Source organism: Crocinitomix catalasitica ATCC 23190, from assembly GCF_000621625.1.
Taxonomy (GTDB): domain Bacteria; phylum Bacteroidota; class Bacteroidia; order Flavobacteriales_D; family Crocinitomicaceae; genus Crocinitomix; species Crocinitomix catalasitica.
In genome coordinates this window covers 278,268-292,549 of record NZ_KK211318.1, presented here as the reverse complement: position 1 = coordinate 292,549, position 14,282 = coordinate 278,268, and the positions used below count along the sequence as shown (strand labels likewise).

The 14,282-nt window shown below is 33.8% G+C and carries 16 protein-coding genes; 14 read left to right on the top strand and 2 right to left on the bottom strand.

The features are described from left to right. The first annotated feature begins 14 nt into the window (after positions 1-14). The 12 genes from T367_RS0119790 (at position 15) to T367_RS0119735 (ending at position 10,090) form a co-directional block, all read left to right on the top strand. Positions 15-665 carry a spermidine synthase gene (locus T367_RS0119790; RefSeq protein WP_027421380.1) on the top strand — a complete coding sequence of 217 codons (651 nt, stop codon included), beginning with the start codon at positions 15-17 and terminating at the stop codon, positions 663-665. 155 nt (positions 666-820) lie between these two features. Continuing rightward, a complete protein-coding gene (locus tag T367_RS0119785) occupies positions 821-1,564 on the top strand; it encodes a YoaK family protein (protein WP_027421379.1) in 744 nt (247 codons plus the stop codon). Positions 1,565-1,642: 78 nt separating this feature from the next. Beyond that, positions 1,643-2,449 carry a peptidylprolyl isomerase gene (locus T367_RS24600; RefSeq protein ID WP_072032233.1) on the top strand — a complete coding sequence of 269 codons (807 nt, stop codon included), beginning with the start codon at positions 1,643-1,645 and terminating at the stop codon, positions 2,447-2,449. 34 nt (positions 2,450-2,483) lie between these two features. Beyond that, positions 2,484-2,873, top strand: coding sequence for a DUF3592 domain-containing protein (locus T367_RS0119775; RefSeq protein WP_157454328.1), 390 nt, complete (start codon positions 2,484-2,486; stop codon positions 2,871-2,873). A gap of 87 nt (positions 2,874-2,960) precedes the next feature. Further along, the gene (locus T367_RS24370; protein ID WP_051568695.1) at positions 2,961-3,755 is read left to right on the top strand and encodes an energy transducer TonB; all 795 of its coding nucleotides are present in this window, start codon (positions 2,961-2,963) and stop codon (positions 3,753-3,755) included. A 171-nt stretch (positions 3,756-3,926) separates the two neighbouring features. Next, positions 3,927-5,426 carry a bifunctional ADP-dependent NAD(P)H-hydrate dehydratase/NAD(P)H-hydrate epimerase gene (locus T367_RS0119765; protein WP_027421377.1) on the top strand — a complete coding sequence of 500 codons (1,500 nt, stop codon included), beginning with the start codon at positions 3,927-3,929 and terminating at the stop codon, positions 5,424-5,426. Between the two features lie 401 nt (positions 5,427-5,827). Then, positions 5,828-6,472 carry a hypothetical protein gene (locus T367_RS23300; protein ID WP_051568694.1) on the top strand — a complete coding sequence of 215 codons (645 nt, stop codon included), beginning with the start codon at positions 5,828-5,830 and terminating at the stop codon, positions 6,470-6,472. 14 nt (positions 6,473-6,486) lie between these two features. Then, entirely contained in the window at positions 6,487-6,873 is a 387-nt protein-coding gene (locus tag T367_RS0119755; RefSeq protein ID WP_027421376.1) for a hypothetical protein, read from the top strand. A gap of 179 nt (positions 6,874-7,052) precedes the next feature. Further along, positions 7,053-8,111 carry a 3-oxoacyl-ACP synthase III family protein gene (locus T367_RS0119750; protein ID WP_027421375.1) on the top strand — a complete coding sequence of 353 codons (1,059 nt, stop codon included), beginning with the start codon at positions 7,053-7,055 and terminating at the stop codon, positions 8,109-8,111. Between the two features lie 85 nt (positions 8,112-8,196). Further along, entirely contained in the window at positions 8,197-8,730 is a 534-nt protein-coding gene (locus T367_RS0119745) for a hypothetical protein (RefSeq protein ID WP_157454327.1), read from the top strand. A gap of 80 nt (positions 8,731-8,810) precedes the next feature. After that, positions 8,811-9,677 carry a heparin lyase I family protein gene (locus tag T367_RS0119740; protein WP_027421373.1) on the top strand — a complete coding sequence of 289 codons (867 nt, stop codon included), beginning with the start codon at positions 8,811-8,813 and terminating at the stop codon, positions 9,675-9,677. A gap of 62 nt (positions 9,678-9,739) precedes the next feature. After that, the gene (locus T367_RS0119735; protein ID WP_157454326.1) at positions 9,740-10,090 is read left to right on the top strand and encodes a hypothetical protein; all 351 of its coding nucleotides are present in this window, start codon (positions 9,740-9,742) and stop codon (positions 10,088-10,090) included. Between the two features lie 134 nt (positions 10,091-10,224). On the opposite strand, the gene T367_RS0119730 is transcribed toward T367_RS0119735, so the two are convergent. Next, the gene (locus tag T367_RS0119730) at positions 10,225-10,785 is read right to left on the bottom strand and encodes an REP-associated tyrosine transposase (RefSeq protein ID WP_027421371.1); all 561 of its coding nucleotides are present in this window, start codon (positions 10,783-10,785) and stop codon (positions 10,225-10,227) included. A 206-nt stretch (positions 10,786-10,991) separates the two neighbouring features. Between T367_RS0119730 and T367_RS0119725 the strand changes: the two genes are divergently transcribed. Continuing rightward, on the top strand, positions 10,992-12,083 hold the full coding sequence (locus T367_RS0119725) for a hypothetical protein (RefSeq protein ID WP_027421370.1): 1,092 nt from the start codon (positions 10,992-10,994) through the stop codon (positions 12,081-12,083). Positions 12,084-12,439: 356 nt separating this feature from the next. Here the strand turns inward: T367_RS0119725 and T367_RS0119720 are convergent, their stop codons facing one another. Beyond that, positions 12,440-12,913, bottom strand: coding sequence for an Lrp/AsnC family transcriptional regulator (locus T367_RS0119720; protein ID WP_027421369.1), 474 nt, complete (start codon positions 12,911-12,913; stop codon positions 12,440-12,442). A gap of 161 nt (positions 12,914-13,074) precedes the next feature. Between T367_RS0119720 and T367_RS23295 the strand changes: the two genes are divergently transcribed. Then, the gene (locus tag T367_RS23295) at positions 13,075-14,268 is read left to right on the top strand and encodes an ammonium transporter (RefSeq protein WP_051568693.1); all 1,194 of its coding nucleotides are present in this window, start codon (positions 13,075-13,077) and stop codon (positions 14,266-14,268) included. The last annotated feature ends 14 nt before the right edge of the window (positions 14,269-14,282 follow it).

Sequence of the window (14,282 nt, the reverse complement as noted above, 5' to 3'; positions counted from 1 at the left end):
AAAAGCGCTTAAAAATGCTAAAAAAAATCATTAGTTATGTTTACCCTTTAACTAAAAAAGTACAGTCGCAATTCAGTGGGAAGTTAGAATTAACAGTGATGAATGGCCGAAAAGTATTGGATACTTTAAACACCAATTATTCTTATGGTTCGTTACAACGAGTTTTAAAATATTCAATCGACCAATTGGATTTAAAGGAAACTAAAAATGTATTGATACTTGGCTTGGGTGGAGGATCAGTTGTTGAAACATTGCGAAAGGACAATCATTTTAATGGAAAAATAACAGCTGTTGAAATTGATCAGGTTATAATTGACATTGCTGATAAAGAATTCAATATTAAATCTAATAATAATACCGATATTATTTGTGCGGATGCTATGGATTTTGTGAATAACGACAAAGAAAAGTATGACCTCATTATTGTCGATTTATTCATTGACAATAAGGTTCCTAATAAGTTTCTTAAAGTCGAATTCTGGAAAAGTGTTTTAGATTTATTAGACGATGACGGTGACGTTATCTTTAATACCTTATGTCATCCGAAAACAGATTTAACCTTATTAAAAGAAAAGTTAAACCGCAGAGAGATCAATTTTGAAATTCACCGTTATGTTGAAAAAACGAATAAAGTTTTGATCGCGCACTATCATCACGTGGCCTAATTCTATATTTTAATTCGACTTAAGAAATGATTCCTATTCACATAATTGTAAATTTGCCTGTGCATACATGAAGGCACACTGCTTTTAAAAAGCCAAATTATCAGTTTATCGACATATTCTGAACAATTTGAAATACTGAATTTAAGTTTTAGCCTATGTTTAGACATCAAGGTAAAAGCAGAACATTAAAACACAATTTACGCATCGCTATTGTACTTTCATTTGTAGCGGGTATTGTAAATGTGACTGGATTTTTGGCTTTTAAACAATTGACCACTAATGTAACCGGTCATTTCGCGCTATTCATAAACGATTTTGCTGACTTAAAATTTTGGCGGGGCACAATTTATTTCCTTTATATTTTTTCATTTCTTTTTGGATCTTTCTTGTCTAGTTTTCTCATTGAAAAATACCGGGAGAATAAACAACTCAATATTTTTGTTTTACCAACTATTATGGTCTGTTTGGTATTAACATCGATTGGTGTGGTGAGCAATTTTACAGCATTCAATTTTCCAGACATCATTATATGTTTACTTCTTTTTGCGATGGGATTACAAAACTCATTCGTTACAAAAATTTCTAATGCTGTTGTTCGAACAACTCATTTAACAGGATTATTTACAGATTTAGGGATTGATATTTCCCAATTATTTTTTAAAAAATCATATCCTCATCAGGAAAAGATAAAAGCAAATATCAAGTTAAGACTATATATTATTTCATTCTTCTTTGCTGGTGGCCTTATCGGTGGATTTTTATATTCGAAACTCAATTTGAAATTAAATACCTTAATTATTGGCGCTGCCATTCTAATTGCAAGTTTATTCTATGATGATTTAAGATATAAATTAATCAAAACAAGACGAAAACTACACCAACGGAAAGTTTCCAAATAAAACTATCGTCACGTATAATCTGAATCAAAACATTAATTATTTGAAACATATTCTTTATATTTCTAAAAAAATAAAAACATGAAAAGAATTCTACTTTGTTGCTTTGCAATTGTTTTAACCTCAAATATTGGACGCAGTCAAACTGAGGTAACTTTTTACACCTCTATGGGTGATTTTGTGGTTGAAACCTACGATACATTACAACCTATAACTGCTGGTAATTTTATTGATTTAGTCAATACTAAATATTATGATGAAATTATTTTTCACCGCGTAGTTGAAGATTTTGTAGTACAAGGTGGTGATCCATTAGGAACTGGATTTGGAGGACCGGGCTATTCAATTCCGGATGAATTTGATCCCGAGACAAGTAATACGCAAAGAACTGTTGCTATGGCAAATTCAGGACCCGATACTGGTGGTAGTCAATTTTTCTTTAACCTTGTAAACAATTCGTTTTTAGATGATGATCATCCAGTTTTTGGTGAAGTTATTTCTGGTTGGGAGATTGTACAAGACATCGGAATGGTGCCAACGGTTGATAATAAGCCCGTAACAGATGTGGTAATGGATAGTGTAAGAGTTACTTTTACGGGACCCTACGTTGGCATTGCTGACAATGGCATGTCTGAGCTTAGTTTAAGCATTTTCCCGAATCCTACGAAAGAAAAAATAACAATTGATTTGGGTGAAGATTTTACAATTGATGGTAATTATTCAGTCAAAATTACAAATGTTCTGGGTGAAACTATTTATAATGGACTAATGACTCAAAACCAATCAATCATTGATGTTTCAAGTATATGTCCAGCTGGAATTTACTTTGTGAATGTTACGACTGATGAATTGAGTTCGTCAGCGACAAGAGCAATTGTAGTTGAGTAGTAAATTGAATCATTAAAAAAATAATATCAACAGAATGAAATACTTGACTTCTCTTTTTCTAATGTTTTTCGTTATCACTGGATTTTCGCAAGAAGAAACCTGGGTTAAAACAGAAGCAGAGATCACAGAAATAACGCAAAGCAGAGGTAAAAGAATTCGAGAAAGAGCTGTTGTTAAATTCGAACTTGAAGATGGAACTGAACAGTTCGGTAGTGCCGAACTGTTCAGAATTCCTTTTATTGGCAGTATGTATGATATTGGTGATAACATCACAATCAATTATAATGCGAACAATCCAGCGATTGTAGAAACAGTACTTGGAAAGTTTATATCTAGTTATGGTATGTACATTCTAATTCTCTTAGGAATTATCTTCTCGATAAAACCATTGTTAAAATTGAGGAAAGGCAAATCAAAAACATAGTTTTTTATGTCCTTCCCTGTAAAACAACTTTAAAACACGAATCATTCATTGTTAATAGTTATTTTCGTCCCAATTCTAACCTTACCTATGAAAAATTTTATTCTTTTATCAATCTTTTTGTTTAGCACTCCCCTTTTTTCACAAGACACATTAATTTCTTATTTAGATTGGTATAAAGAAGTTTGTGATCAAGATACTGCTGATTTTAAACGGAAATGTTATAAAGCAGACACAATTTGGTTATGCCAAGTGTATTTTAAGTCTGGAGAATTAAATGCAACAGGTGCATTTCTTAATGATTCACTTACCATTAAAACAGGCGAATGGATTTCCTATCATAAATCTGGAAATCTAGAAGATAAATCGATCTATATAGACGGTAAACTGGAGGGTCTTTCAAGATCATGGTATGATAATAAAGTCTTAAAATTTGAAGGTTCATTTGTAGCTGATTCTGCACATGGCGATTGGCATTGGTATTTAGAAAACGGAAAAAAATGTGCTTATGAAAATTATAATAATGGAGACGAATTAGGTATTGTTTTCTGGGATAAAAAAGGTCGAATCCAAGATAATCCACAAATTGAACTAGAACCAGAGTACCCGGGAGGTGAACAGGAGTTCTACCGATTTTTAAGTAAAAAATTGAAATATCCTTACGATGCCTATGAAGAAAAAATTGAAGGTATCGTTAGGGTTTCATTTGTCGTTAATTCCGACGGTAATATTGAACTCATAAAAATCGTCGAATCAGTCGATCCAAGATTGGATGCCGCAGCAATGAAAGCCGTTAAAAAAATGCCAAACTGGCAACCTGGCAAACAACACAATATTCCAGTGAGAGTGCGGTACACAATTCCTATTAATTTTAAATTAAAATAATTCCATCAACAAACTTAAATAGTATAACATTCCGCTGTTAGGGATACCATAATAAGGTGGCAGTTTTTAATTCTTCTGTCATTCGGTCAATTCCTTTTAAGGTGCTGTGAATTGATTAAGTTTGTATACGTGAAATACAGCTGATTTTAATTGATTAAAGAATAAGAAAAAATGGAACACTTCAAAAAAATATTAAACGTTTCACAGATTAGATCAGCAGATCAATATTCGATTCAAAACAAATGGCAAACATCCATTGCATTAATGGAAAATGCGGCAATTGCACTTGTAAAAGCATTAGAAAAACGTGATATAGCAGCAAAAAACATCGTTATTATTTGTGGTACTGGAAATAACGGAGGTGATGGTTTTGCTGTTTGCCGATTACTTAGAAATAGAGGGATTGCCGCCAAAGCAATTCTTGTACAATTCAGCGACAAGCTTTCAAAAGATTGCGAAATAAATAAAAACAAACTAAAGGATGTAATCGTGATTGATTCAACTTCACAGCTTCCTGATTTATCCCATTACGACGTAATTATTGACGCTATTTTCGGATCTGGCCTGAATAAGCCAATTCGAGGTTTAGCAGCAACAATCATTGAAACCATCAATAATTCGGGTAAGACAATATATTCAATCGACGTACCATCAGGAGTTTTATGTGATGAGATATCGACAGGTGAACACATCATAAAATCTAGTCATGTTACCAGTTTTCAACGACCAAAAAGATCATTTTTCTTCCCTGAAAACGCGCCATATATTAAGACTTGGGAAGTCGTTGATATCGGATTAATTGAATCATTTATTCAATCACAAAATTCCACAGCATACATACTAGACCAACACATTCTCACTTATGTACAATCACGACCACGACAATCCCATAAAGGAACCTATGGTCACGCATTATTGATGGCTGGAGCCTATGGTAAAATGGGAGCTGCTGTTTTATCAGCCAAAGCATGCTTGCGAAGTGGTGTTGGATTGTTGACCACATTCAATCCAAAATGTGGGTATAATATTATGCAAATTTCTGTTCCAGAATCCATGTGTATAACTGATGAAAACGAAGCGTATTTATCTAGTTTACCGGAAATTGAAAATTATAGTGCTGTCGGAATTGGCCCAGGCATTGGTCAAGAAGAATCGACACAAAAACTGTTTAAAAAACTTCTTAAAAAAAGTAAACAGCCCATAGTCATTGATGCGGATGCGATCAATATTATGGCTACCAATAACGACCTTATTCCACTTCTACCCCATAATACAATTCTAACACCCCACATCAAAGAGTTTGATCGTCTTGTTGGGAATTCAATTGATAGCATTGAGCGCCATAAAAAACAGCAAGAATTTTCTATTAAAAATAAGTGTATCGTCGTCCTAAAAGATGCGAATACTTGTATTTCTTCTCCAACAGGCGACCTTTATTATAATACTTCAGGAAATCAAGGAATGGCGACTGGTGGCAGCGGAGATGTTTTAACGGGAATCATTACGGGACTTTTGGCACAACATTACGCACCGCTCCATGCGGCTTTAATTGGTGTGTACTTCCATGGAAAGGCGGGGGATTCAGCCGTAAAAACAAAAGGATACAATGCACTGATTGCCTCTGATATTATTGCTCATCTTAAGATTGAAAATCTAGAAGATAGGATTTGATATTAAAGATTCAGAAAATAAATTTCTTTCGTGGTGTTGATTTTATTCAAGTTTCCCCACCAACCTATTCCTCGTCAGACACGTGATTATAAGCAGTAGTTTGAACGATACTAAACCCTTGTATTAATTTAAAATTGTTGATTTAAACATCAAAGCAATAAATATGGGAAAAGTCATACTAGCCATTCTTTTTGTGCTCATCATCATCGCATCAGCTTACGTATTTTACGCCATTCTAACAAAGTTCATCGCTCCAGGTGATGAGGATTAATGTTATCGCAAAATATATAAAATTCGATTGACACAATAAAAACAGATTTAGTCAATAAAGATTAAGCGACCGAATCTTTTTAAAATTATTGATTAATTTTAAAAAAACCTAACTTGATTAAATCGGCAAAATGAATGAATTTTCACTTTTTAAAACGTTCAGCGATATAGATGCTGCTAATGACTTGATCCAACTCTTAGAAGAAAGAAAAATCAAGTTTAGCATCATAAATGATGCATTTGAAGTCGATATAACTTTTACTGGAAATAAACAGTCAAATATTCAGATTCTAATACAACAAGATGATTTCAACAAAGTTCAAGGATATTTAGAAGCTGAGGCTGAAAACGAAATCATAGAAGTAGATCAATCCCATTATCTCTATAAATTTACAAACTCAGAACTTTTTGAGATCTTAGAAAAGAAGGATGAATGGAGCATGTATGATTATGTTTTAGCAAAAAAACTGTTAATAGATCGTGGTGTCAATGTAGATTCTGCAGTTCTAGAAAAATTAAATATTAAACGTGACAGTGAACTTTCGGCACCTGAAAAAGGTCCTAGTTTTACTGTTCTTGCTGGGTATTTTTTCGGAATTGCTGGAGGTCTACTTGGTATTTTAATCGGATGGAGCTTATGGAAATCAAAAAAAACACTGTCAAATGGTGAAAAGGTTTATGTCTATGTGGAAGAGCAAAGGGCGAATGGAAAAATTATTTTTTACATGAGCTTTTTCGTTTTGATTACTTTCCTAACCTTCCGTTTCGGTCATTAAATAGAACTAACACGATGGATATTCTGGAAAAATTCACCCAAAAAAACATATATATATTAAGGCGGATAGGTATTGTTCTTGCACCAGCTTATCTTGATCTTTTCACCGTCGGTAAAAAAACGAATAAAGTAAATTCCATTGCCTACAATGAAATCCAAGAAATTGAAATACGTAAAGGCCATAGTAAAGATTACGGAAGTGTAAAGTGGTATGAATTTAAATTTAGCATTTTTTATTTTGGCCCGCAACCAAATGCTTCTCAATGTTATAATTTGGTTATACATCTAAAAATTGGTAAAAAAGTAGTCGCCGAGATTATTGATTTCGATTTGATTATAACAACCAAACTCATTGCAAAACTAAATGAGTCGATTAAATTGTATGCCGATAAAACAAAATAGTCGTTCAAATAAGTGTTCTCATTCATGCATGAGCATTGGATAATAAATCTTCTTCAGCGACCATTTCTCTTAAGTTATAGACGAATTAAGCGTGATTGAACAGTGTAGAATCGTACAGTTATGGTTTTCGGCTTAATTATAAGCCCGATACATTTGTTTCGAATAACAAAGATTCATTTATGCAAGTTAAAATTATCGGAACAGGCAGTTTTATTCCAACTGTCGTTAAAAAAAATGAAAGTTTTGAAGAACATCTATTCCTTAATGATGACGGCACTCCTATTCCTTCTTCCAATATTGAAATTATTGAAAAATTTAAAGCAATAACTGGAATTTCTGAACGCCGTTATGCTGAATCGAATCGAACAGCTTCCGATTTAGGCGTATTAACAGCTGAATTAGCGATTAAAGATGCGGGTATTGATCAAGAAACCATTGATTATATCATTGTAGCACATAATTTTGGAGATGTCAAAATCAATACCTTACAATCGGATATCTTGCCATGTTTGGCAGCTCGAATTAAACAAAAAATAGGAATAAAAAACCCAAAAACAGTTGCATACGATCTATTGTTTGGTTGTCCCGGCTGGATCGAAGGAATGATTCAAGGGAATGCATTTATCAAAGCTGGAATAGCTAAAACTTGTTTGGTTATTGGTGCTGAAACTTTATCGAGAGTCGTGGACAAACACGATAGAGATTCGATGATATTCTCAGATGGCGCTGGAGCAGCAATCATCCAATCAACCAACAATTCAGGTGGAATTTTAGCACACGAATCAGCCAGTTATACTTTTGATGAAGCCTTTTATCTTTATTATGGAAGCTCAAGTAATCAATCCATTTCATCGGATACAAAGTTCATTAAAATGGATGGTCGTAAAATTTACGAATTTGCATTGAAACATGTGCCTAGTGCAATGAAGGCCTGTTTGGATAAAAGTGGATATGGAATAGAAGACGTAAATAAAATCTTAATTCATCAAGCCAATGAAAAAATGGATGAAGCAATCGTTAAACGATTTTATAAATTATATGGAGTTGCAATGCCATTAGGAATTATGCCGATGAGTATTGCAAAACTTGGCAATAGTTCTGTTGCGACTGTTCCTACCCTCCTCGATTTAATTCGAGCTGGCAAAATAAAAGATCATGAGATTAATGAAGGTGATATTGTCCTTTTTGCAAGTGTGGGTGCCGGCATGCATATCAATGCCATTGTATATCAGTTTTAATTCGTAAATTTAAAATTCATCAACCTAAACGATCATAATTTGAATGCATAAACGCTTCCTCTTTTTATTTATTTTAAATGCTTTTATGGGTTTATCCCAGACGGATGACAAAATATTCTACGAAGAGCGTGTTGAATGTTATTTTGACAATACAACGACAGATTCCTTAATTATTTATAATGGAATTGACGGTGACTTCATTACAAAATTAAAAATCAAACCAGGGCATGAAAGACTGCGATGGTATAAAATTGCAATTGCTGAGGTAAAGGATGGCTGGGTTAAAATAGAAAATATCAGAAGAGTCCCAGGACCTGATGACACAATCAATATTTCACTAAATGCAATCAAGGATAAATGGATTAAAATAGACCATCTCAAAATCAATATCGCTGATATGTCCCTTCCAGACTCCTTAGGTGTTCCCTTTTATTCGGAACCCAACGTAAATTCCAAATTGATTTGTAAATCTGGAAAATTTTTAAGTTTAAACTTATTAGCCACTTCCGGACTTTGGGCCAAGGTTTCATTCATGCATAATGGCACCAACTATATTGCCTGGATTCAAAGAAAATACCAATGTGCCTATCCTTGGACCACGTGTCCCTATAATCCATAGAAATAAAAGTATTTGCCCACCGTTTAATAAATTACGTGGCCGAACAGAATTATACTGGAATAATATTTTAATTTTGAAATATGCATGCAACTAAATCTTTTATATCAATAGCCTTAACTTGCCTAATATTTAGTTGTAAAAAGGATGCTGCTGAAATAGAAAAAGCTCCTTTACAAGACATCAATTTTGGATTCGAAACAGTTTTAGAAGATTGGGTTGCTTATGGCGGTGGTGGTGAGAGAAATGATCCTGATGATGTCATGATTAGCACGGATACAAAAATAGAAGGTGAACAGTCATGTAAATTTACAATCTCACCAGAGAGCATTGTTGCTGGCGGCAATCGGGCAGAATTAACATTCGACCAAAAAGCTATTGAAGGAGATGATACTTGGTATGAATACAGTTTTTATATCCCTGTAGATTATGAAGATGTAGATTTAAGAGATGCTGAAGATCGCGTCAATTGGCAAGTCCTCGGTCAATGGCACCACCAACCTGTATTTGATGATGGTGAGGATTGGATTGATTACACAGGAAAGAATGCCTCCCCTCCTATTGGAATTTATTATAATCATTTCGACACGACAGATATTCATTACAAAAATATATTAAGTGATCCTGAGGCGACCAGTGTTTATGGATTCAATCCTGACTGGCATGATGTTTCAACTATAAGCATTGTATATGGCGGTAAATCAATTGCGATCCGTGAAATCACAAAAGGAGAATGGCATCGTTTAAAATTCAATATTCTTTGGGCTGAAAACAATAGCGGAACCATTCAGGTATGGTTAGACGGAACGGCATTAACCGATGGTAAAGTTTCTGGTAAGAATATGCTCAATAGCTCATCTCATTATTTTAAATTTGGTATCTATCGCAATCCCACTATTCCATATGTGAATCATCTTTATTATGATGATGTTAAGATTTGGCATGAGTAAGATTTAACTACGCCAATACAACCATTTGATCTTGGCAAACATCATTATATAAAAGTTTTATGATGAAGCATCTCTTACCACTACTCATTTTTTATTCAATGACCTTGACAGGTTGTTATAAATCTAAAATCGCTGACGATACTCCAAAATGTATGGAGAAAGTGATTAAACAATTGAACAAAAGAGAGGGTTGTGCAATTGCTGGTGAGAGTGGTGTCTTAGAATATCTATTTCAAAATGAAACTGTTTATGTTGTTTATGGGGACGATTGTTTTATGGAAGGAAAACAAACCATATACGACCAAGAATGTAATATTATTGGGCAAATATTGACCCAATATGGAGGTGACCCGCTCGTACGAGGTGAAGGCTTTTCAAATGCAATTTTTGTGAGGGAAGTTTGGGAAAAATAGACTTCAATAATATTTTAGTTCACTTCAGCATTTAAAATAAAAGGATTCATTTTAAAGCTTACGTTTTAGACATCCCAAAGGGGCTAAATAGAATTATTGCTACCGTTCTAATCCTTTCGAACGGTAGCTTAAGTTTAAAGTGGTTTTAAAATCACTATACCATCTAAAAGTCCTATTCCTCCGCAATAATCAACAGCACTACTATATTTATATTCTTCTGGCTTACTGACAAAACCAGCTTTTACGGGGTTATTGTGGGTATAATTAATCTTTTGTAAAATAAACCAATTACTCCAACCTTCTTTTGGCCTATTGTCATTTTGCCAGAATTTATGATGCTTAACCGTGGCAATTTTGTTGGCAGCATCTTTGAATCTTGATAAAAAAAAATCTTTTCGCTCTTCTTCTGGGTTTTCTTGAATAGCTTTTACTAAAGCATTACTAGTATAACGTTTAAAATCACCTAATAAGTATCCAGCATCTTGTTTTCCAACACTTTTAAAAACTAAATGCATATGATTAGGCATTATACACCAAGCATATATTTCCATACCTTTTTCCCTATGACAGAAACGCAAACAATCCAATAAAATATTGATGTATTGATCTTTGACAAAAACATCGAGCCAATCAACGACAGAAAAACTTACAAAATAAATTCCTTCTGGATTACGAAACTTATAACCACCGATCATGATTGTAAGATAATATATTTTTTATTAGAATTTTAGTTCGCTCCAGCACTTAAAATGAAAGGATTCATTTTAAAGCTACGTTTTAGACATCTCAAAAGGGCTAAATAGAATTATTGCTACCGTTCGAATCCTTTCGAACGGTTGATTAAGTTTAAAGTGGTTTTAAAAAATAAGTTTATTTTTGATGAACCTAATTGTTCACTGAAATGAAAATTATTCCCTATTTTATTTTATTCCTTCTATTTTTCCCAACGAGTTGTAAGAGTGCAAAAAATGGTGAAAAATTTTTAACACCTGAAGATTTATCTGAATATCTAGCTGAAGCTATTCTAAAAAATGATTTCGAGCAGTTCACAGTCGGAACAATGAATTTAGAAGATTTGGAATATACCATTGAGAATAATTTCTACGGTGACAAAGAATTAACAGCAACCATCAACGAGAATAAGATGTTGCGCTTGGATTTCTTTCAAAAAGAAAATAAGACTTCATTCGAAAGGGTAAGAACTGAAGCCCAAGGTTACACTTTCAAGAATGTAGCATACGAAATAACTGAAGACGAGAACGGGGTAAACTTTATTCGAAATCTCAAAATGAATCTAACAAAAGCGGACAAGCATATTTCCTTAATCTTTGAGAGCTTATTAAAGGTTCAGCGGGGTTGGATTACTATAGGTGAATTTTGGGTTGAAAATAACGAAGATGATTTTGAACAAGCGTGCCGCATCTGTTTAATTGAAGAAGGTGTTTTGGACTACAAAAAAGAAATAACCAATGCATTCGCAACCAAAATGCCACAAAAACTTATTGATTCATTAAAAAAAGGTAGAGAGGATTTAGAAAATAAATATGATGCTGAAATCGCATCCTTTCAAGAAAATAGGAGATTAAAATCTACTTTTTTCGCAAAGGATTCCGCGAGAAGTTGGTGCATGAATAGTTTTAGTTTTGGTGCTGATTTAGAAGCATCCGTTAGAGATTCAATACTTGTTTTTTTATATGAAGAAATTCTTCAATGTAAATCGGGCTTTTATATAAACGAACGTCAGGAAATATTAGATCGCCAACCAAAATATAACGATCAGGGTCAACTTTACATTTGGGATTCTACAAGCCGTTCTAAAAAAATAATTTCGGATTGGGAAGAATGGAAGAAGGAAGAGTTAATAAAATTTGATAATTGGTCTTTACTTATCGATCAATACTTGGTAGCTCTTCACAATAAAAAGTATAAGGAATTTGAGGAAATTGAAAAAATTGCTCTTGACTATCATTTAAGTTCGCTGCAAAAAAACTAATTTCATATTGATGATAAAAAATTTAAAATTCTTCGTTAAACGGATGAATTCACTATCAGTTTGTAGGTTTTAATAATATTTTAGTTCACTTCAGCATTTAAAATGAAAGGATTCATTTTAAAGCTTACGTTTTACACATCCCAAAAGGGCTAAATAGAATTACTGCTACCGTTCTAATCCTTTCGAACGGTAGTTTAAGTTTAAAGTGGTTTTAAAATCACTATACCTTCTAAAAGTCCTTTACTTCCGCAATAAATTAGAACGTTGCCCAAATTGATGATGTTTGACTGAGGTGTATTTAATAGCAGCCATCAATAAGTCCGAGAAAAAAGTAGTTTCAATTGTAAGAAATGCATTTAAAGTTCAAAAATCTGTTTAAATAATCGTTTCTTATCGTTTATCGTTTCTTCTAGACTGATCATACTTTCTGTTCTAACGACCCCTGAAACATCATTAATCTTGTAAATCACATTTTTTGCGTGCGATGTGTCTCTGCATCTTATTTTACATAAGGCCCCAAATTGACCGGAGGTAATATTAGCAACCGTTACTTCCGGAATCTTCGTGAGATTCGTCATTATCTTGTCCGAATCACTAGATCTTCCTATAATTATTCCAACGTAAGCAGTAAATGAATAGCCCATCACTTCGTAATTAACTACGAGGGAAGCGCCTTGAATAAGACCTCTTTTTTCAAGCTTCTTAACCCTAACATGCACCGTTCCAGCTGAAACGCCTATATTCTTCGCTATTTCCGTATAAGGCATCCGCGCATCTGCAATTAAAAAATCTAGAATTTGTAAATCAACTTTATCAATATTTCTAATCATACCTCAATATTAGCATCAATTTTACATTATTCATAACAAAACAGTTTAAAAATTATCAATTCGTTAAATATTCAATCATTTATATGAATTTACTTTAATAAACGAGCGCTAAAAACTAATTTTAAGCATTAATTAATAATTATTTAAACCATAATTAGAATATGTCTGAAGTTATTGCTGCCGATATTGCCTGGATGCTAACTGCCACATGTCTCGTTTTTTTCATGACCCCTGGACTATCGTTTTTTTACGGTGGAATGGTTAGTAAAAAAAATATTATAAGTACAATGCTACAATCTTTTGTGGCATTAGGAGTAGTAAGCATCTGGTGGGTATTAATTGGTTTCAGCTTATGTTTTGGCGAAAGTAACGGGGGAATTATTGGAAATCCTTTGACCTATTTTGCATTCGACAATGTAGGCGTCGCACCCAACGCATTATTATCGCCCAACATACCATTCGTATTATTCGCCATGTTCCAATTGAAATTCGCCGTTATAACGCCCGCGTTGATCACTGGAAGTTTTGCTGAACGTATTAATTTTAAGGGTTACTTATTTTTCATTCTACTTTTCTCCACTTTTATATATGCTCCTCTTTGCCATATGACATGGCATCCTGAGGGGCTTTTAAAATTAGCAGGTGTATTAGATTATGCGGGCGGTACAGTTGTACATATGTCTGCAGGAGTGACAGCATTGACAGGCGCACTGGTTTTAGGTAAGCGGATTAACAAATCACATCAACCAGTCAACATACCATTCGTTCTATTAGGTACGGGGATGTTGTGGTTTGGCTGGTTCGGCTTCAATGCTGGCTCTTCATTTAGTGCAAATGGTGAAGCTGCGATGAGTTTCGCAACAACTAATTGCGCGAGTGCAGCTGCCATGGTTACCTGGATATTAATCGATTTAATAAGAGGTAAAAAAATATCTGCGATAGGTACATGTATTGGTGCAGTTGTGGGATTAGTGGCCATTACACCTGCTGCTGGATTTGTAACAATTGGCCAAAGTCTCCTTATTGGAACACTAGGCGCCTGCCTGAGTTATATCGCAATTGAGATCAAAAACAAAACAAAATTAGACGATACTTTGGATGTATTTCCATCACATGGTGTTGCTGGAATGTTCGGCATGATTGCTACTGCCATTTTTGCAAAAGATGTAGGACTTGTTAATGGTGAAACATCGACATTTATAGTACATATTATCGCACTTGTTGCTGTTTTCGCCTATGTCTTTATGATTTCGATGATACTTTATAAAGTAAGTAATAAACTCATACCGATGCGGGTAAACAAAGATTTAGAATCAGATGGTTTAGACCAAAGTCAACATAATGAACAGTATTAACCAAAAAATATAAT

What these genes read in the sequence shown, in the direction of transcription:
- T367_RS0119790 (WP_027421380.1), top strand. Translation starts at nt 15, where the DNA reads ATGCTAAAAAAAATCATTAGTTATGTTTACCCTTTAACTAAAAAAGTA.
- T367_RS0119785 (WP_027421379.1), top strand. Translation starts at nt 821, where the DNA reads ATGTTTAGACATCAAGGTAAAAGCAGAACATTAAAACACAATTTACGC.
- T367_RS24600 (WP_072032233.1), top strand. Translation starts at nt 1,643, where the DNA reads ATGAAAAGAATTCTACTTTGTTGCTTTGCAATTGTTTTAACCTCAAAT.
- T367_RS0119775 (WP_157454328.1), top strand. Translation starts at nt 2,484, where the DNA reads ATGAAATACTTGACTTCTCTTTTTCTAATGTTTTTCGTTATCACTGGA.
- T367_RS24370 (WP_051568695.1), top strand. Translation starts at nt 2,961, where the DNA reads ATGAAAAATTTTATTCTTTTATCAATCTTTTTGTTTAGCACTCCCCTT.
- T367_RS0119765 (WP_027421377.1), top strand. Translation starts at nt 3,927, where the DNA reads ATGGAACACTTCAAAAAAATATTAAACGTTTCACAGATTAGATCAGCA.
- T367_RS23300 (WP_051568694.1), top strand. Translation starts at nt 5,828, where the DNA reads ATGAATGAATTTTCACTTTTTAAAACGTTCAGCGATATAGATGCTGCT.
- T367_RS0119755 (WP_027421376.1), top strand. Translation starts at nt 6,487, where the DNA reads ATGGATATTCTGGAAAAATTCACCCAAAAAAACATATATATATTAAGG.
- T367_RS0119750 (WP_027421375.1), top strand. Translation starts at nt 7,053, where the DNA reads ATGCAAGTTAAAATTATCGGAACAGGCAGTTTTATTCCAACTGTCGTT.
- T367_RS0119745 (WP_157454327.1), top strand. Translation starts at nt 8,197, where the DNA reads ATGGGTTTATCCCAGACGGATGACAAAATATTCTACGAAGAGCGTGTT.
- T367_RS0119740 (WP_027421373.1), top strand. Translation starts at nt 8,811, where the DNA reads ATGCATGCAACTAAATCTTTTATATCAATAGCCTTAACTTGCCTAATA.
- T367_RS0119735 (WP_157454326.1), top strand. Translation starts at nt 9,740, where the DNA reads ATGAAGCATCTCTTACCACTACTCATTTTTTATTCAATGACCTTGACA.
- T367_RS0119730 (WP_027421371.1), bottom strand. Translation starts at nt 10,785, where the DNA reads ATGATCGGTGGTTATAAGTTTCGTAATCCAGAAGGAATTTATTTTGTA.
- T367_RS0119725 (WP_027421370.1), top strand. Translation starts at nt 10,992, where the DNA reads ATGAAAATTATTCCCTATTTTATTTTATTCCTTCTATTTTTCCCAACG.
- T367_RS0119720 (WP_027421369.1), bottom strand. Translation starts at nt 12,913, where the DNA reads ATGATTAGAAATATTGATAAAGTTGATTTACAAATTCTAGATTTTTTA.
- T367_RS23295 (WP_051568693.1), top strand. Translation starts at nt 13,075, where the DNA reads ATGTCTGAAGTTATTGCTGCCGATATTGCCTGGATGCTAACTGCCACA.